We start from the raw sequence: 17797 nt of genomic DNA, 5'->3' as shown, positions 1-17797 counted from the left end.
AAATAAATAACTTTCACTTCTTAAAGTTACTCGTTACGCTACATGATCATTATCTTAAAGAACTTCTTTCGCCGCCGCGTCGCGCTTTGGCTTTCTGTATATATTAAACCTCAAATAATTTCAAGGTAAAATCTAGCTTTTTTATCGGAAACATCCTTGCGATGTATCCCCTTCCGCTCGGTTGGGATTGCAAAGGTAAGAGTATTTTTAACATTCGCAAAATATATTTGAAATATTTTCTGAACCCTGTCTCGATATCCAAAATCAAGACCTAAATCTCAACTTCTCAATCACTCTCTTTCGCCTTTCAAAACCGTTCCTCCCTTGCGGAGTGGTGCAAAGGTAGCAAAACTAAAACCCTAATTCCAAATCATTCCCAAAACTATTTCTACCATAACCCCCAAAAGACTGAATATCTGAACGATATTTTTTGATAATACAACACCCTAGCAGGAAAAGTCTCCAGGAAATGAACGTGACAAAGCAACATCCTTTAAAAACGCCTTTCCAAATGACCTTATGAAAATAGATCATTCAATCAACAAGTTCTAAAAAAATAATGGAGAAATTTACAAACTGAAGGAGATAACTCTCCTTTATGAAGGGTCGCCACTATTTTCTAAATACCCAATATTTCTGAAGAAAAAAATTAAAACCGAGGGAAACTAAGAGCTCAACGCATATCTTTGATAAAAATGGATTTAACAAAAGATAATCCACCAAAATATAAATTCCAGTAGATTTAAGCGTTATACTCCCAACTACAACAATTACAAATTTCCATAATTGCATACCGATCGGTACTGAATGGCTAGAAAAAGACCAATACCGATTTATCGCAAAATTGACAATGGCTCCTAAGGAGCCACTGATAATATTAGAGCCGTGGGCAGAAAACCCAAAATATTGAAGACAAACTGTATATATAGAGAAATCAAAAATCCCTCCGAGAAAAGCCGATAATTGCGCTTTCAAAAAAGAAAAAAGCAACTCTCTTTTAGCCTCCCTACCCGTTGATTTCATTTTCAGATTTTCTTTTCTTTTCCGCGATATCCCGCTCATCACCTAATTGTAACAACTTTTTAGTATCCCCTAAATTAATAAAGAATAACGCAATACAAATTACGATCACAGAATAATTGATACTACTAGGAACGAGAACTTCAAGCAACAAAACGGCACCAATTATTACACGAATCTCCGTTGGGCCCAGCAAGCCTGCATCGATGGTATAATTATCAGTTATCTTATAACGCAGTTGCGATATGATCATCGCCCAACCATAAAGTGCAACCAGGACGAAACCAGAATATTTAAAATCGTCGGGTGCATAGAATACATAACCAAGACCAATCATCACCGTACTAACCCAATCCATGATAATATCGAGAGCAAAGCCATACCATTTACGAGACTTATCTCGATAGAACGCAATTCGGCCATCCAACGAGTCTCCAAACCATTGAATAAAAAAACCAATAATCCCTAGCAATAAAAAAGGACGAGCGACATATTCGGCCAATAAAAAACTAGCCAAAATAATAACGGAACCAAAAAATCCTATAGCCGTCAATCCGTCGGAGCTAATCCAAGATGGAATACGGGGCACCAAATAAGAAATATATTTCTGTTCGGCTACATTTAAAATATTCGTTCTTTTCCTATCTTGGAAAAGCTTTTTATTAATCTCTTGACTCATGGAGTTCTTATTTTAACCAATTATTATCTTTATACCAAAACAAACTCTCCGTTAATCCGTCCTGCAAATCGTATTTAGGTATAAAGTTCAAAGCTGACTCAGCTTTCGAAATATCACACGCCCAATTTTGGGCTGTCAATTCTCCTAACCGTTCGGGATATAAAACCGGTGTTTTCTGAGAATTACGATAGAGCCAACCGCAGAGCTGCGCAACTTTCTTAACTATAGTGTATGGAACATGGAATCGCACGAGTTTTCTCGACAGTGTCCTCTTGAATATATCAGCCATTTCATATCGCGAATATACCTTTCCGTCGGTAGCGTTGAACACCTCAACTCGATCGCCTGGAAGGAGACATGAATTTAACAACAGCGTCGCCAAATCCTTTACATATATAAACGATAATTTCTGAGGTCCCTTCCCGATATACGCATCAATCCCTCTATTCATTGTGTCAAACAGAATAAAAAGATCCTTCTCTCTAGGGCCATAAACAGCTGTTGGCCTAATAATAGAGATAGGCCTATCTGGATATCCGTCTATTATCATTTCTTCTGCGGCCTGTTTACTTTTTCCGTAAATAGTGATCGGATTGTACGTATTCTCTTCTGTTATCGGTGCATCATCATATGAAACAGGACCGATAGCAGCTAAGCTGCTTATGAACACAAATCGTTTAGGAGGAACAGTTGCTTGAAATGCAGCTTTTATCAAATTTGAAGTAACATCTACATTCACCGTGTGCATTAGTTGCACTGTTTTAGCTTTTGTTAGTGCAGCAGCATGTACTATGTAAGTATATTTCTCCTCTGAAAAAAAGGAAACTAATCCAGTCAGATTATCAAATTCTAAATAAACAAATTTTGCAACAAAAGGCCGAATAGGATCGACCAAACTAGATTTCCGAACAGCCGCATGTATCTCATAGCCTGCGTTAAAAGCAGTTTCTACAAAATGGGAGCCCACAAACCCACTCGCACCAGTAACTAAAATTTTTTGTTTCATATCGCTTTCTCATACAAGCGATATCGCTTATAAAGATCTGCGTTAATTTGTTCTATAGCGTGATTCATCATGTAGTTAGTTTCTAACATCCATGAACATTCAGCGCCAATAATTCCTGAAGGAAGGGAGTTTTTTATAATTCGGCCGTATAGACAGGCCTCGATCCCTAATTTACGATGGCTTTCTATAACACCAAGCATTAGAACCCTTAAAGTTTTAATTTTCTTTAACCCAAAAAGCAACTTAAAAATCCCAAAAGGAAGTAGTCTTCCTCTTTTTATATTAATCAGAATTTCATTAATATTTGGAATACCTAAGGCGAACCCAACAAGTTCATTATCCTTTTCGGCTACGATACAGTATTTAGGATCCACAATCATCTTCAATTCTTTCGCAGTAAAATTAAATTCCTCGTCGGTCATTGGAACAAACCCTAAGTTCTTGTCCCATGCTTTATTATAAACTTGTTTAATTTTTCTTGCCTCGTTGTCAAAGTCTTTCAGATTAATCTGACGCAACACAACACCCGAGCGCTGTAGCCGAGTTTCTAGTTTATCAAGTATTAAAACAGACCGCTGGCTTGCTTTATCTTTTGTAACCAAATAGGCCCGAAGATCAATTTTGTGATCAAAGCCAGCATCGGTTATCAGATCAATATAATAAGGAGGGTTATAGGGCATCATTGCCATCGGCGGAAGATTGAACCCTTCAACTAGCAAACCGCAAGAGTCATTAGTCGTCAAATTTATAGGTCCAACAATTTTGTCTCCACCTTTTTGTTTCACCCATCGCTGTGCCGTTTCCAGTAATTTTGTAGCTACCTCTTGATCATTTATTGACTCGAAAAAACCAAACTGCCCTTCGGATACCTGATTAAATGAATTGTGGTTAGTATTCCAAATGGCTAATATCCGCCCTACAACACGACCATTTTTGAATGCCAAGAATGGTTGCGCTTGAGAATGTTTATAAAATGGATGTTTCTTTGGAGTTAAAAGATCCTGCTGCCCTAAATAAAGCTCCGGAACATAATTTAGATCTTTCGCATACAAATCATGCGGAAAATCAATAAACTGACCTAGATGCTTCTTTGACGATACAGGAATAATATCTATCATTTTAGTTGTTCATAAAAGTTTCGACCTCTAGGCTTTTGAATACTTTCGACATTTTATCGATCGCTTCGTCAATTTGAGCGAAACTGTGTGTAGCCATCAACGAAAACCGAATTAACGACTCTTCAGCTGGAACTGCTGGTGCAACAACTGGATTTACAAACACCCCATTATCTTGGAGCATTTTAGTCACGATATAAGTCTTATCATTGTTACGGACGAAAATAGGTAAAATAGGACTTTCTGTGTTTCCTAAATCAAATCCGTTTTCCAACAAAAGCTTTTTCGCATAATTTGTATTCGCCCACAATCTTTCTATATGCTCCGGCTCTGTCTGAATAATTTCTAGCGCCTTCAATGTAGAGGCTACAGAGGCTGGTGTCATACTAGCACTAAACATCAACGAGCGAGCGCGATGCTTTAAGAACTCAATTGTATCAACATCTGCAGCGACAAAGCCTCCTAATGAAGCTAGTGATTTAGAAAAAGTTCCCATAATTAAATCCACTTGGCTATTAAGTCCAAAATGAGATGCTGTCCCAGCTCCCTTTTCTCCAATCACACCTAAACTATGGGCGTCATCGCACAAAATCGCAGCGTCAAATTCGTCAGCAATCTTAACCATATCTGGCAAATTAACAATATCACCCTCCATGCTAAAAATACCATCGGTGGCAATCAACTTAAAGCTATCTTCAGGAAGACGTGCTATCTTTGCACGTAAATCATCCATATCATTATGTGCATATTTGATAACCTTCGAAAAAGACAACCGACTACCATCAATTATAGAAGCATGATCGCGCTCATCTAGTAGAATATAATCATTTCTACCTGTCAAACAAGAAAGTGGTCCTAAATTAGATTGAAATCCTGTACTGAATAATATCGCAGCTTCCTTTCCAACGTATTGCGCTAGCTTTTCTTCAAGTTCAACATGAATATCCAAAGTTCCATTTAAGAACCGCGACCCTGCACATCCCGTCCCGTATTTGTCTAAAGCATGTTGTGAGGCTTCGATAATACGCTTATCCGTGGTTAACCCTAAATAAGAGTTTGATCCAAACATCAAAACCCGTTTCCCATCGATCAAAACTTCGGTATCTTGTTTTGACTGAATTGGTCTGAAATAAGCATAAAGATTATTAGACTTGATGGGCTCTAGTTCACTTTGTAGGAACCTCGACGTTCTTTCACTTAACTTTCCCTTACTCATGCTGTAGGTATTTCTATTTTATGTGATATAATTTCTAAAAAAGCGGGCTAATTTTACCTTTTGACTTTTCTGCAATAATCGTCAAAAATTATGTAATAAACAAAATAGTGTAGTTGTCCCTTATTAAAAATTGAAGTTTCGCAATTCCCGAACCTATCTCCAACTAATAAAAAAGTTAACCGGTATTCAATTAGCCTAAAAAAAACCGCTGCAAACATACAAAACTCTAGTGATTTAATGTCACTCAAAAAACCATATGAATATCATAAAATTAAATTATTGTTAAGATATTAGCAATAGTTTAATTTTAAAACTACAACAAAGCTATAATAATCTTTATTTTTGCCATTCAAAATTTACATAATGGCTATCTCTGGAAACATAAATATAAAAAATAAACGCGCGTCTTTTGAATATAATTTACTCGACCGCTACGTGGCCGGCATACGTTTACTTGGTACTGAAATAAAATCAATACGGGAAGGAAAAGCCAACATCAATGATAGCTTTTGCGCTTTCTTCGAAGATGGGCTATACATCCGTAATATGCACATTGCAGAATATTCGTTTGGCTCGTTTTATAATCATGAAGCAAAACGCGACCGCCAGCTTTTACTAACAAAGAAGGAACTAAAAAAACTAAAAGAAAAAGGCGACGATAAAGGTTTCACAATCGTCCCGTTACGTATTTTTATTAGTGACCGTGGGTTTGCTAAAGTTGAGATTGCACTCGCACAGGGTAAAAAAGATTTTGATAAGAGAGAAACATTAAAAGAAAAAGAAAATAAACGTGAGATGGACCGTGCCATGAAAAGATAGCTCTAGAGTCCACACAAAAATTGTCCGGGGGTTAAACCCTCTCGTTGTCTAAATAATCGGCCAAAATAATTAACATCGGAGAATCCTGCGTTGAAACAGGCTTCTTTAATATTTCGGGTTTGTCTTAAAGTCTTCTTCGCATAAGCTAGTCGCTCCCCTATTACAAATTCCATCGGGCTAATCCCTATCTCGTTTTTAAACTTCCGGGTTAGAGTACTTTTGCTCATGCCCGCCTTGGCGCTTAACTTTTCGACCGAAAGTTTCTCACTAAGGTTCTCCCTAATGTAAGTCCGAATAAAGTTAAAAAAATCGCCCACATCACTGCTGAATTCCTTAAGCTTAAGCAGGCCCTGCAATTGCATAATCTGCACCAATAGTTCTTTTAAAACAAGATCCGCAATTACTTCTTTGTGAATATCATCACTCAAACCGATTTGAAAAAGTCGATTTGCAGTCCGTGTAAGCTCCTCATTATTACTAAAATGAAACCTGGCTAAATCGAAAGTCCATTTAAAGGAATCATCATTTCGCGGATAAAACTCATTTAGATAGTCAACCACCTCTTCAATTTTAAACGGGGCAATCGTAATTGCTGTACATTGTGTCGGATCGTCCAATTTTGCGTCTGGAAAATCGATTTGCATTCTTGCATACTCGGGAAGCAGAAGTGTCTCTCCTGGATGATAATCAAACGTTATTTTATTCTCTAGGTGCATCACTTTCTTACCATGGATCATATTAATAATAACAGGATCGCTAAATACTAGAGGAACGGATAAACTTGGTTCAAAAGTTTCATAAATATTTAGCTCGAAATTCGAAAGCGTGTAGGCACGTCGGTTCTCAACCAAAGTCGTCAAGCTCTTTTTAGTAGCATAAGGCAATCGCCTTAAAGAATAATTATTCTGCATAACTCCTCCCATTGTGTCTCTTTAATTTTTCAACTGTTTCAATATACGAAAATTGCTAAGCTAACACTCTTCAACATGAAGCTAAAGTGCTATAATTTGACATAATAATGCTAATGTCAGACCGACACACCGCTTAAATTTGTTTAGCTAACACAACCATTAAAAATTAAGTAACATGAGCGCATTAAAAAAGCCAACGTTCAAAGAGCGTTATGACAATTACATCGGTGGTCAATTCGTGGCACCGGTTCACGGTAAATATTTTGATAACATCTCACCTGTAGATGGAAAGGTATTTACCAAGGTGGCACATTCGACAAAAGAAGATATCGATCTAGCGGTGGACGCAGCAGCAAAAGCGTTTGAGAACTACAGCAAAACATCGTCTACGGAACGTAGTCTTCTACTCAACAAAATCGCAGATAGGATCGAAGAAAATCTTGAATACATCGCAACTGTAGAAACAATCGACAACGGAAAAGCGGTTAGAGAGACACTAAACGCAGATATTCCTCTGGCAATCGACCATTTTCGTTACTTCGCCAGTGTAATTCGGGCAGAAGAAGGATCCATTAATGAACTTGACAAAGACACAGTCTCAATTATTATTCATGAACCGATAGGTGTCATTGCTCAAATCATACCGTGGAACTTCCCGATACTGATGGCCGTATGGAAACTCGCACCTGCACTTGCAGCAGGTAACTGTGTAGTCCTTAAACCCGCGGAAAGTACTCCGACATCGATTCTAGTACTAATGGAGCTCATTCATGATTTACTTCCTGCGGGAGTTATCAATATTGTCAATGGATTTGGGTCTGAATTGGGCCGCACACTAGTGACGAACCCAAGAGTTTCCAAAGCAGCATTTACCGGGTCGACCGCAACAGGGCGAATGGTGATGCAGTATGCTACAGAAAACATCATTCCAGTGACATTAGAGTTGGGAGGAAAATCGCCGAATATCTTTTTTAACTCGGTAATGGATCAAGACGATGCTTTTCTCGACAAAGCAATCGAGGGTGCTGTATTGTTCGCTCTTAATCAAGGGGAGATATGTACTTGTCCTTCCCGACTCCTTATTCAAGAAGATATTTATGAAAAATTCATTGAAAAGGTTATCGATAGGGTTAACAAAATTAAAGTCGGAGATCCATTAGATCCCGAAACAATGATGGGAGCACAAGCCTCTAAAATACAGAAAGATAAAATCCTCTCGTACATCAAACTTGGAAAGGAAGAGGGTGCGGAAATATTAACTGGAGGCGATGAAAACAACGTCGGTGAGGACTTTAAAGATGGGTACTACATTAAACCAACACTTTTCAAAGGAGATAATAAGATGCGTATATTTCAAGAAGAAATATTTGGACCGGTGCTAGCAGTTACCACTTTCAAAGACGAGAAAGAAGCTATAGACATTGCTAATGACACAATCTATGGTTTGGGGGCTGGTGTCTGGACACGAGATGCTCATCAGCTTTATCAAATCCCCCGTGCTATACAAGCGGGTCGAGTATGGGTAAACCAATACCATTCCTACCCTGCGGGAGCTCCGTTTGGAGGATACAAACAATCTGGTATTGGTCGCGAAAACCACAAACTGATGCTTGACTACTATCGTCAAACCAAAAACATGCTTGTTTCCTATAGCAAGGAAAAACTCGGCTTTTTCTAAGAGGACACAAACCAATAGTTCAATCTGGAGTTATACCAATAGCTCCAGATTTTTAAAATCAGTATTATGACAGAGAGACTAGCAGTTACAGAAAAGGCAAAAAGATTGATTAACGAACTTAAAGAAAAGCATGGAGATTTGCTATTTTATCAAGCAGGCGGATGCTGTGAAGGAACGCAGCCACAATGTTTTGAAAAAGGATCCTTCTTTCCTCGCATGAATGACGCACTAATTGGATATGCCGAAGGATTCGAATTTTGGGTAGACCGAGATCTTTTCGAATATTGGAAGCTATCTCACTTTACGCTAGATGTTCTTGATGGATTCGGTCCAGGGGGATTCTCACTTGAAAGTCCTTTAGGAAAGACATTCAAAATACATTATCGCCTTTTTACGGAAGAAGAATTAAATAATTTACAACCAGTTAGTCGAAATTCTTGATGAGCAAACTTTTCAGTACTTTAGATTTAAAAAACATCACACTTAACAACAGAATAGTTGTTTCGCCCATGTGCCAATATTCAGCTGAAGATGGTTTTGCCAACGACTGGCATCTAGTACATTTAGGCCAATTTGCGATCGGTCGAAGCGCGGCGGTGATACAAGAAGCCACGGCTGTCCAACCTAATGGAAGAATCTCCTTTTGGGATTTAGGCATCTGGAAAGATGAACATATCCAAAAATATCGGCAGATTACAACATTCATCAAATCACAAGGAAGTATACCTGGAATACAACTCGCACATGCTGGACGTAAAGCAAGCGATAATAGGCCGTGGGAAAGGAGAGGACAATTTTCAGCGGGTCATATTAACGGATGGCCAACTGTAGCTCCATCGGCGATCCCATTTCACGAAAAAGATCAAACACCACTGGCGTTAACCATTCAAGAGATAAAAAAACTTATTGAAGATTTTCAAAGAGCCGCCGAACGCGCTGTAGAAGCAGGCTACCAAATTATCGAAATCCATGCTGCACACGGCTACCTTATCCATCAATTCCTATCCCCCCTAACCAATCAACGAAATGACGATTACGGAGGTAGTTTCGAGAATAGAATTCGACTCCTTTTAGAAATTATAGAAGTTGTTTTACCAGTTCTAAGCGCCGGCTCACTGTGGATTAGGATATCCGCTACCGATTGGGTCGAAGGAGGCTGGGAGATCCAACAAAGCGTGGAATTGGCGAAAATTTTGAAACAAAAAGGGGTTGAAATAATTGACGTATCATCAGGCGGTGCCGTCCGTCATCAACAAATCCCAGTTTCTCAAGGATACCAAGTACCTTTTTCTCAAGCAATAAAAACACAGAGTGATCTTAAAACGGCAACAGTAGGAATTATTACCTCTGCAAATCAAGCAGAAGCCATTCTTCAAGAAGGTAAAGCTGATCTGATTCTTATCGGGAGAGCATTCTTAGATGATCCCCATTTCGTCTATCATCTCGCGCAACAGCTTAACTATGATTTACCCTGGGCTCCTCAATATGCACGCGCAAAAGGAACACTAATTCGTCCAAAAAGCTAGAATTTAAAGAGATATAAATATTATCCTTGTATATCCAATCCCAATAATACCGGTATAGGCTTTTTATCTTCGTCTAATGCAACAAAGGTAAACATTCCCTGTATTGCTAACTCTCGCCCCTCTTCGTACATCTTCTCTACATAGATTTCTACCTTTACTTTTACACTCGTGTTACCTACTTTTTCAACCTTTGCTATTGCTTCTATAATGCTTCCAGACGGAATAGCCTTTTCGAAATCTATACGATCAGTAGAAACCGTCACTAATCGTTTTTTGCAAAACCGAGTTGCTGACATAAAGGACACTTCGTCCATTATAGCCATTGCCTTACCACCAAAAAGCGTATCGTGATGATTAGTTAAAAAAGGGAATACCGTAGTACATACACGTGTCTCTGACTGATTAATCCGGTCTTCTAATGTCATGATTTTAAAATTTGGACAAAAGTAGTTAAATTAATTTCAGTTCTCATCCTCCACATCAATCCCAATACCGCGAAGCAACATAGAAGCATTAAACACTGTACATTTTCCCTCTTTCAGTTTATAATCGAACAGCATCTCTCCATCCTGCACTTGGATATCAAAATGGTAATTTTTCACCTTTTCGAAATTTTCTTCCTCTAACGATGCTAATTGCAGGTCGTGGGTCGCGACCATTCCTTTACCCTGCATTACGATTAGCTTACGAATAACCGCACGAGAACCGAGATATTTATCTACCGAATTTGTTCCACGTAACATTTCGTCAATAAGAAAAAAGCTATTTGTATCAGCAGCTACCGTTTCTAAGATAAACTTCATCCTATCAAGCTCCGCCTTAAATGTCGATGTGCTTTCATTAAGAGAATCTTTTATTCGCATGTAGGTTATCAGCTTATAGATAGGTAATCGAAACTCCGAACCGCAGCATACCCCACCTGCATATGCGAGAACAGCATTTAAACCAACGGTACGAAGAAACGTACTTTTCCCTGCCATATTGGACCCCGTAATTAATGCAATTTCGTGATGCTCATTGGTATAATCGTTTCGCACGGAATAATCAGTAGAAATCAACGGATGTCCAAGATGTCGAGCATACATCTTGTCAATAGACGGGTTCTCCAGCAGTACAGGGACTACCCAATCCGGATTGTTTCGTTTTAAAATTGCCAAAGAATTTATCGCTTCATATTCAGCGATAATATCGAATGCAACAAGGATAGTATTTTGGTGACGAGATTTCCATTTCACGATTTTAAGAACATACTTAAAGTCCCATAAAAAAATCATATTTAGCACTGCTCCAACGAGCATATTGTTTCGTGCATCCAAACTATTTATCAGCGATGATAATTCCAAAAACACCGAAGACAACATTCTCTCACCGGAACGCAAATGTTGTTGTAATTCCTTGTTTCGTGAACTCAAAAAGATTTTGTCTTCGATTAACTTTAAAGCCTCGGCATATGAAGCAAGTGTCCGTCCAACTTTTTCCGTTCGTCCCGAAAACATAGCGACTTTTCCCGCGAGCGCAATCGTCCAAAACAAATGGACTAAGGCAAGCCCTGTGACAATCGGCCATATCGGTGCTATAAACATTGCATAAAGGACACCTAAAAGCAACAAAAACGGCGCGATACGCACGTAAATATCCATAAAGCGGTTACCGAATGATCCATCAACATGGTTAAAATAGTTGCTTAAAAAGACCTTCACATCGCTCTTCTGGCGTAAATTAAACACTAATTTAGCTTGAAGACTTTGACTCCATTCCAAATCTTCTGCAATTTCGGAAATGGCTTGTTGTCTTTTCTCGACTATATCTTTAGCAGAGGCGTGCTGAAACCAGGACGCCAATTGTCGAACACCAAGCAATGTACCACATCGATTCACAATCGCGAACAACGAATACTCACCAAACACATCAAGATCGGAAGTGTAGGGATGACCGGTAAATTCAAACTCGCTTCCTGAATCGTACATGTTTTTTCGATCAACTCTAATTGAAAGTTCATTCTCATTAACGTCGAGAAAAGCCTTTTCGGCATCCCTCTGTTTCTCTAGCTTACTTTGTCTGCTTATCAACAAAACAAAAAGAAACACGATAAGTAGTACAAGCCCAACCACCAAAACGATACTATTCGTCTGGAAGCTGTAAAATAAGGCCGCCCCCCCTATAATAATAACGAATAGTCGAGCAATACTATTTATATTAATGGTTTTTGTCAGTTGCTGTATCTTTTGCTGTGAGATCTGCTCTCGCTCTTTGTACTTTTCGTAAATCATATTTCCAAAAATATAAAAAGCCCGCTAGTCGCAGGCTTTTATTTGCATTAAAAAATATATTCGTAGTTACCACGCCTGGTCACCTACTAAAGGAACGAAACGAAAAGTATCGAGCTCAATACGATCAAACTCGTTTTCGGCAACACGTAAGATGGTCACCATTTTTTGAGATTTTTCGTTTCCAACGGGTATCACTAGCTGCCCACCATAACGTAATTGCTTCAGCATAATCTCAGGTACGAAGGGTGCACCTGCCGTAACGATTATTTTATCGTACGGAGCATGTTCGGCGATTCCCTTTGACCCATCACCAAGAAAAAAATATGGTTTGTAGCCCATATAAGGAAGGACTTGAATCGTTCTATTATACAAGCTTTCTTGACGTTCAATGGTATATACTGTAGCTCCCAATTCGAGCAAAATACATGTTTGATATCCAGATCCGGTACCAATTTCCAGAACTTTGTCGCCCTTCTTTACATGAAGCAACTCTGATTGATAAGCGACCGTATAAGGTTGAGATATGGTTTGACCATCTCCGATCGGAAATGCAATATCACGATAGGCTTGGTTCCAAAATGTTTCATCAAAAAAGAAGTGACGCGGTACTTTACCTATCGCCTGTAAAACTCGTTTATCTTCGATTCCGCGATTCTCCAGGTGTTTCACAAGCTGCTTTCGCGCACCTTTTTCCCGATAATTATCAACAAATTTGTAAGCCATTTCATTCCAAAAATACCATTGTTAAACCACATTTAAGACATGAAAGTGCAAATTGTTTAGGGTCAATACTATAGATTTCCACGTAGTTTCCATATCTTCGTGATGGCGCCTAATAACCAGGATATCCTTGTCACCATTAGCCTGCTAAAACTTTGGAAAATATAATGGTTTTACTTTTCAAAGCTGATATTAACTGCAAAAAATCACGAAATCAAAAATTTCATCAAGATGAAAAAACAACTACTCACACTTTTCACTCTATTATTTATACAGCTCTCGCTATTCGCTCAGGCGACAGATCCGCAGGACAGCATTCTAAGAATTCTTGCCATCGGAAATAGTTTCTCTGAGGATGGTATAGAGAATTATTTATATGAACTCGCTGATGCAGATGATAAAAAAATAATAATAGGTAACATGTATATCGGTGGTGCGCCACTCTCATTACATCTAGAAAATTCTAAAAATGGAACGAACAAATATAGCTACAGAAAAGTTGGATTGGATGGAGTTAAACATACCACAGAAAATGTTACTCTCGAGCACGGCCTAAAGGACGAAGACTGGGATTATATTAGTTTTCAGCAGGCGAGCCCATTATCTGGAAAATATGACGTCATTCTGGAAAGTCTCCCAGATTTAATGAAATACGTACGAGGCGCAGTTGGTGCAAAACCAAAATTTATATATCATCAAACTTGGGCTTACCAACATGATTCAAAACACAAAGGTTTTGCGAATTATGACAACAACCAGCTCACTATGTATCGCGCGATAGCCTCGACGACTAAACGACTGAAAAAGGAATTCAAATTCGCTTTCCTTGTTCCAGCAGGGACAGCTATTCAAAATGGGAGGACCAGCTCGATCGGCGATAAATTCACCAGAGATGGTTATCATCTACAACTTGAATACGGTAGGTTTACGGCTGCATGCGCATGGTATGAAAAACTCTTTAATACCGATGTTCGTCAAAACAGTTACTCTCCCAAAAATGTCAATGATCAACAGGCTTTTATAGCCAAAAACGCAGCACATAAAGCCGTCAAAAAGCCGTTTAAGATATCTAAAATTAAACTCTAGGATAAAGTCCTAGAGTTTATTTATTATTTGCTGTATTACCTGTTGAAAACTACTTAAAGCAATACGTTCCTTATTAATAAAGTCATTATCAGCGAGCTTTCCAACAACCTCCTCCATTTCCGCATAAGATTCATAAACCATAAGTTTAAATGGATTTTGATAGTCTTTGGCTCTGGAGTTCGCAATTTCTGAGAATATCCACTCTCTAGTTTGTAATGCTTGTTTTAGTATATCCTCGACAAACGTACCATCCCAGTCTACTATATTGTGACCACTAATCTCCTGAAGAGAAGCGATAGCGTGGATAAACTTGTCTGCAGGGTAATCACGACTCCAACCATGGTAATGGTCGTGTACTACCGTCCAGGACTCCACCTCGCCATCGCGGATTTTAGAAATTAAATCGTCTAGTTTCTTTATCGGAACGAGTTGTCCTCCAATATTTTCAAACGAAGTACGCTCGATATTGACTGATCTTATAGATTCCTTTATTTCTTGAATCGAGGAGGACGCAAGTACCTCCACAAGTTGCAACGTCGCATAATACTGTATCATACGTCTATAAACGGCATAAGCTTCTTTAGGTTTCGCTAGTACCACTTTACGTTTGGAAAATTCTACGTGATCCAATAAAATCTCCTTTCCACTAAACGCTTCCTGAGAATTTAACAACCGCCGTCCAATCTCACATATAGCATTTTCGTCTTTGCTCTCACTGCTGGATTTCCCTACAGCTAGCTCTATTAAGCTCATTGCTTCGAACATTTCATTGACGGTGTCAGGAGCTAGAACATCATACTCAATGTATTGATTTTTAAATTTCCTTTTATCTCGCGATTGAAATTTAGATGTGTTCCGCATGAGTGCATACATATTATATTGAAACCAATATCCAGGCAAAATGACAAGCCTGTTTGTACTCACTTCATTACTTACCAAGCTAAATGGAAACCGAATATCCAGCTCATGTAAAAAATCGCCTTTAACGATCAACGTATAAGATGCGAACCGCGAATTGTGCTTTAAACTTACACATAGTCCGGGCCAAAAGCCACGTCCAGCAACAATCTCTCCATCGGCAGCTCTAGAATTGTGATTAGAACCTACCGTTGCTCCAGCGGCCATATTGCTTTGACCTTTTATGAGCGAGGCACATAAAAAAGAATTGTTATGATGCTGTTCATGTGCAGGAAAAATAAGCGAATTAAGCACTTCACAACATGAAATTGTCGAGTTATCCCCTAAAAATGAATTAATTAGACGCGCTCCATACTTCAACTGGGAATTAGATGATAATATAAAGCGCACAGCTTTCACGCCGTAAAATATCCGACATCCGTAGCCGATAATGCCATTAACGAGCTCACAACCTTCACCAATTTGTGTATACGATTCGACAGATGAATTAATGGTAAGATTCTTTAACTTATTCACGCCTTTTATATAAGCATGCGTTCCGATCTTCACATCCTTGATCGTATGCGTATTCTTTATGACCGAATGATCACCAATTTCACTGTAAAACCCATGTTCTTTAGAAAACAAAGCTTCCGCCATTTCTAGATACCGGCTTTGTAGCTTAAAGTCGTCACGATTACGTGACCAAAGGTAAACGTCTCCAGCCTGCATACCATCGAAAGGCACAACGGCGCGCCCACCATTCTCATTACAAAGCTCTAATTGAATACGCCTCTGCGGATCATCCCCATCTTTTAAAATACCATTCCCAAACTTCGCATTACTACTTGTTTCCATCTCACTGATATTTGCCAGCATAACATCATTTCCAAGTATAAAGTGAGACATGAAACGTACGTTATGGATGGCAACAGTGTCCCCTAGGTCGCAACTGATAAGTGTGGAGTTATAGATTCCGCAAGCCAATCTTAGATCTCTAAAATTAAGAAAGACATCCTCCATATCTCCGATGCGGACGAGTCCATAGAATTTTGAATTTTGAACCTGTTCGGGAATAAACTTGTCCGTTACGCGGACATCTTCCCAATTTGTTGAATAATTATTTTGTTGAATTAGACGTTTAATTTCGTCGGGCGTCAACTTTCTGAAATCGCTACCTCTAGGGAATTGCTGATTTCGATGATAATACTCATCTTTATTCTTAAGATGAGTATCCATCACGAAATTATACCCAAGAGTAGATAACTTCTCTTTTATAATTTTTGACATGTTTCGTTATTCTACTGTTACCGATTTGGCTAGATTTCTCGGTTTATCAACATCGAGCCCTCGGTTCAACCCGATATAATAGGATAAAAGTTGCAGCGGAATCACCGACAATATTGGTGCAATGATTTCGTGCACTTGAGGTACAACCATAACATCATCAGCAAGATCAGGGATGACTGTATCGCCTTGAGAAATAACTGCGACAACCATACCCTTACGTGCTTTGATCTCTTGAATATTGCTAACTATCTTTTCATGGTAAGGATCTTTTGTAGCGACAAACACAACTGGAAGATTTTCATCTACCAATGCAATTGGACCGTGTTTCATCTCTGCAGCAGGATACCCTTCAGCATGAATGTATGAGATTTCTTTCAACTTCAAAGCTCCCTCAAGCGCAATAGGAAAGTTATACCCGCGACCCAAATATAGGAAATCGCGTGCATCTGTATATTTTTTAGCTATATCACGGATATTCTCTACTTGTTCATCTAAGATATGCTGCACATGTTCGGGAACTTTTGCGAGATCTGCAAGAAGTTTATTGAATAAGGTATCTTCAATGGTACCTTTTAGCTTAGCTATCTTCAATGCCACAAGATATAAAACCGCAAGCTGTGCCGTAAACGCTTTGGTACTCGCTACACCGATTTCAGGTCCAGCATGCGTATAAGCACCTGCATCTGACATCCGAGCAATAGAAGAACCCACCACATTCACTAATCCGAAAATGGTTGCTCCTTGGCTCTTCGCATTTTCAATTGCGACAAGAGTGTCGGCTGTTTCCCCACTTTGCGATACGGCAATGATAATGTCTTTATCGGTAATAATTGGATTTCTATATCGAAATTCAGAAGCATACTCCACTTCCACATTCACCCGGCATAGTTCTTCAATCACGTATTCTGCAAGCAAACCAGCATGCCAGCTCGTTCCACATGCGACAATTATGATGCGATTAGCCTCTAATATCTTATCTTTTATCTTTTCGATACCACTCAGTGTAATGGTGGGAACGGTGGAATCCATGCGTCCTCGAAGGGAGTCAAAAATCGTCTGAGGTTGTTCAAAAATTTCTTTTAACATGAAATGATCGAAACCACCCTTTTCTATCGCCGCGAGCTCCATATCTAATTTCTGAACGAACGGCGTAATTCTTTCATTCCCCAGATTTTTCAAAATGAGTTCATCGGGTTTTACGATAGCTAGTTCATAATCGTTGATATATACAACTTCCTTTGTATAGGCAAGCATCGGCGATGCATCAGATCCAAGGTAATGAGCATTCTCACCAATACCAATGACCAAAGGACTGCCCTTTCTCGCTGCTATGATTGTATCAGGCAAATCCTTATCGATTAATAGGATAACATAGGCTCCTACCACCCTTTTTAAGGCGATTCGTACAGCCTCTTCTAAACTACATTCATTATTAATTTTAATATCATCAATGAAGTTAAGTAACACTTCGGAATCTGTATCACTTTTAAAAGTATATCCCTTTTGGACGAGTTCTTCTTTAAGTTGGGCGTAATTTTCTATAATACCATTATGTATCATAGCA

The 17797-nt window shown here is 38.9% G+C and carries 16 protein-coding genes; 5 read left to right on the top strand and 11 right to left on the bottom strand.

Annotated features, from left to right (window positions below; translation table 11 throughout):
• Window positions 1-612 precede the first annotated feature (612 nt).
• From HP439_RS19760 to spt, 5 genes are read right to left on the bottom strand one after another with little or no spacing between them, the layout of a single operon-like run.
• Complete coding sequence (locus tag HP439_RS19760; RefSeq protein ID WP_172390384.1) at window positions 613-1023, bottom strand: GtrA family protein; 411 nt, start codon at window positions 1021-1023, stop codon at window positions 613-615.
• Window positions 1007-1699: a CDP-alcohol phosphatidyltransferase family protein gene (locus HP439_RS10965; RefSeq protein WP_172390383.1), complete on the bottom strand. Its 693-nt coding sequence runs from the start codon at window positions 1697-1699 to the stop codon at window positions 1007-1009. Before HP439_RS10965 ends, HP439_RS19760 begins: the two co-directional genes overlap by 17 nt.
• Window positions 1700-1706: 7 nt before the next feature.
• Complete coding sequence (locus HP439_RS10960) at window positions 1707-2705, bottom strand: NAD-dependent epimerase/dehydratase family protein (RefSeq protein WP_172390382.1); 999 nt, start codon at window positions 2703-2705, stop codon at window positions 1707-1709.
• On the bottom strand, window positions 2702-3823 hold the full coding sequence (locus tag HP439_RS10955; protein WP_172390381.1) for a hypothetical protein: 1122 nt from the start codon (window positions 3821-3823) through the stop codon (window positions 2702-2704). The genes HP439_RS10960 and HP439_RS10955 overlap by 4 nt, the downstream gene beginning before the upstream one ends.
• 1 nt (window position 3824) lies before the next feature.
• Window positions 3825-5036 (bottom strand): serine palmitoyltransferase, encoded by a 1212-nt coding sequence (gene spt / locus HP439_RS10950; RefSeq protein WP_172390380.1) that lies wholly within the window; start codon window positions 5034-5036, stop codon window positions 3825-3827.
• 363 nt (window positions 5037-5399) lie between these two features.
• On the opposite strand from spt, the gene smpB reads away from it, so the two are divergent.
• The gene (gene smpB, locus HP439_RS10945; protein WP_172390379.1) at window positions 5400-5855 is read left to right on the top strand and encodes an SsrA-binding protein SmpB; all 456 of its coding nucleotides are present in this window, start codon (window positions 5400-5402) and stop codon (window positions 5853-5855) included.
• Window positions 5856-5857: 2 nt separating this feature from the next.
• Here smpB and HP439_RS10940 read toward each other — a convergent pair whose 3' ends face one another.
• Window positions 5858-6766: a helix-turn-helix domain-containing protein gene (locus HP439_RS10940; RefSeq protein ID WP_172390378.1), complete on the bottom strand. Its 909-nt coding sequence runs from the start codon at window positions 6764-6766 to the stop codon at window positions 5858-5860.
• A gap of 175 nt (window positions 6767-6941) precedes the next feature.
• Here HP439_RS10940 and HP439_RS10935 point away from each other — a divergent pair, with 175 nt between their 5' ends.
• The 3 genes from HP439_RS10935 (at window position 6942) to HP439_RS10925 (ending at window position 9970) form a co-directional block, all read left to right on the top strand.
• Entirely contained in the window at window positions 6942-8444 is a 1503-nt protein-coding gene (locus HP439_RS10935) for an aldehyde dehydrogenase family protein (protein WP_172390377.1), read from the top strand.
• 66 nt (window positions 8445-8510) lie between these two features.
• A complete protein-coding gene (locus HP439_RS10930; RefSeq protein WP_172390376.1) occupies window positions 8511-8885 on the top strand; it encodes a DUF779 domain-containing protein in 375 nt (124 codons plus the stop codon).
• Entirely contained in the window at window positions 8885-9970 is a 1086-nt protein-coding gene (locus HP439_RS10925; RefSeq protein ID WP_172390375.1) for an NADH:flavin oxidoreductase/NADH oxidase, read from the top strand. Before HP439_RS10930 ends, HP439_RS10925 begins: the two co-directional genes overlap by 1 nt.
• A 20-nt stretch (window positions 9971-9990) precedes the next feature.
• Here the strand turns inward: HP439_RS10925 and HP439_RS10920 are convergent, their stop codons facing one another.
• From HP439_RS10920 to HP439_RS10910, 3 genes are all read right to left on the bottom strand, one after another.
• On the bottom strand, window positions 9991-10395 hold the full coding sequence (locus tag HP439_RS10920) for an acyl-CoA thioesterase (RefSeq protein WP_172390374.1): 405 nt from the start codon (window positions 10393-10395) through the stop codon (window positions 9991-9993).
• A gap of 36 nt (window positions 10396-10431) precedes the next feature.
• A complete protein-coding gene (locus HP439_RS10915; protein ID WP_172390373.1) occupies window positions 10432-12240 on the bottom strand; it encodes a MutS-related protein in 1809 nt (602 codons plus the stop codon).
• Window positions 12241-12306: 66 nt separating this feature from the next.
• Window positions 12307-12963, bottom strand: coding sequence for a protein-L-isoaspartate(D-aspartate) O-methyltransferase (locus tag HP439_RS10910; protein WP_172390372.1), 657 nt, complete (start codon window positions 12961-12963; stop codon window positions 12307-12309).
• 228 nt (window positions 12964-13191) lie between these two features.
• Here HP439_RS10910 and HP439_RS10905 point away from each other — a divergent pair, with 228 nt between their 5' ends.
• Window positions 13192-14046 carry a DUF4886 domain-containing protein gene (locus HP439_RS10905; RefSeq protein WP_172390371.1) on the top strand — a complete coding sequence of 285 codons (855 nt, stop codon included), beginning with the start codon at window positions 13192-13194 and terminating at the stop codon, window positions 14044-14046.
• A gap of 9 nt (window positions 14047-14055) precedes the next feature.
• Here HP439_RS10905 and HP439_RS10900 read toward each other — a convergent pair whose 3' ends face one another.
• Complete coding sequence (locus tag HP439_RS10900) at window positions 14056-16233, bottom strand: DUF4954 family protein (RefSeq protein ID WP_172390370.1); 2178 nt, start codon at window positions 16231-16233, stop codon at window positions 14056-14058.
• A gap of 6 nt (window positions 16234-16239) precedes the next feature.
• Window positions 16240-17797: glutamine--fructose-6-phosphate transaminase (isomerizing) (gene glmS / locus HP439_RS10895; protein ID WP_172390369.1), on the bottom strand; the 1558-nt coding region annotated here is incomplete at its 5' end.

The sequence above is a fragment of the Sphingobacterium shayense genome (assembly GCF_013179575.1).
Taxonomy (GTDB): Bacteria; Bacteroidota; Bacteroidia; order Sphingobacteriales; family Sphingobacteriaceae; genus Sphingobacterium; species Sphingobacterium shayense.
Note: the sequence above shows the minus strand (reverse complement) of the source record. Positions and strands in the feature narration are given on the sequence as shown.

Excerpts from the sequence above, each read along its gene's own strand:
- HP439_RS10965 (WP_172390383.1), bottom strand. The coding sequence starts at position 1,699 with ATGAGTCAAGAGATTAATAAAAAGCTTTTCCAAGATAGGAAAAGAACG.
- HP439_RS10925 (WP_172390375.1), top strand. The coding sequence starts at position 8,885 with ATGAGCAAACTTTTCAGTACTTTAGATTTAAAAAACATCACACTTAAC.
- HP439_RS10960 (WP_172390382.1), bottom strand. The coding sequence starts at position 2,705 with ATGAAACAAAAAATTTTAGTTACTGGTGCGAGTGGGTTTGTGGGCTCC.
- HP439_RS10905 (WP_172390371.1), top strand. The coding sequence starts at position 13,192 with ATGAAAAAACAACTACTCACACTTTTCACTCTATTATTTATACAGCTC.
- HP439_RS10900 (WP_172390370.1), bottom strand. The coding sequence starts at position 16,233 with ATGTCAAAAATTATAAAAGAGAAGTTATCTACTCTTGGGTATAATTTC.
- HP439_RS10930 (WP_172390376.1), top strand. The coding sequence starts at position 8,511 with ATGACAGAGAGACTAGCAGTTACAGAAAAGGCAAAAAGATTGATTAAC.
- HP439_RS10955 (WP_172390381.1), bottom strand. The coding sequence starts at position 3,823 with ATGATAGATATTATTCCTGTATCGTCAAAGAAGCATCTAGGTCAGTTT.
- HP439_RS10910 (WP_172390372.1), bottom strand. The coding sequence starts at position 12,963 with ATGGCTTACAAATTTGTTGATAATTATCGGGAAAAAGGTGCGCGAAAG.
- HP439_RS10915 (WP_172390373.1), bottom strand. The coding sequence starts at position 12,240 with ATGATTTACGAAAAGTACAAAGAGCGAGAGCAGATCTCACAGCAAAAG.
- HP439_RS10935 (WP_172390377.1), top strand. The coding sequence starts at position 6,942 with ATGAGCGCATTAAAAAAGCCAACGTTCAAAGAGCGTTATGACAATTAC.
- HP439_RS10920 (WP_172390374.1), bottom strand. The coding sequence starts at position 10,395 with ATGACATTAGAAGACCGGATTAATCAGTCAGAGACACGTGTATGTACT.
- HP439_RS10940 (WP_172390378.1), bottom strand. The coding sequence starts at position 6,766 with ATGCAGAATAATTATTCTTTAAGGCGATTGCCTTATGCTACTAAAAAG.
- spt (WP_172390380.1), bottom strand. The coding sequence starts at position 5,036 with ATGAGTAAGGGAAAGTTAAGTGAAAGAACGTCGAGGTTCCTACAAAGT.
- smpB (WP_172390379.1), top strand. The coding sequence starts at position 5,400 with ATGGCTATCTCTGGAAACATAAATATAAAAAATAAACGCGCGTCTTTT.
- HP439_RS19760 (WP_172390384.1), bottom strand. The coding sequence starts at position 1,023 with ATGAAATCAACGGGTAGGGAGGCTAAAAGAGAGTTGCTTTTTTCTTTT.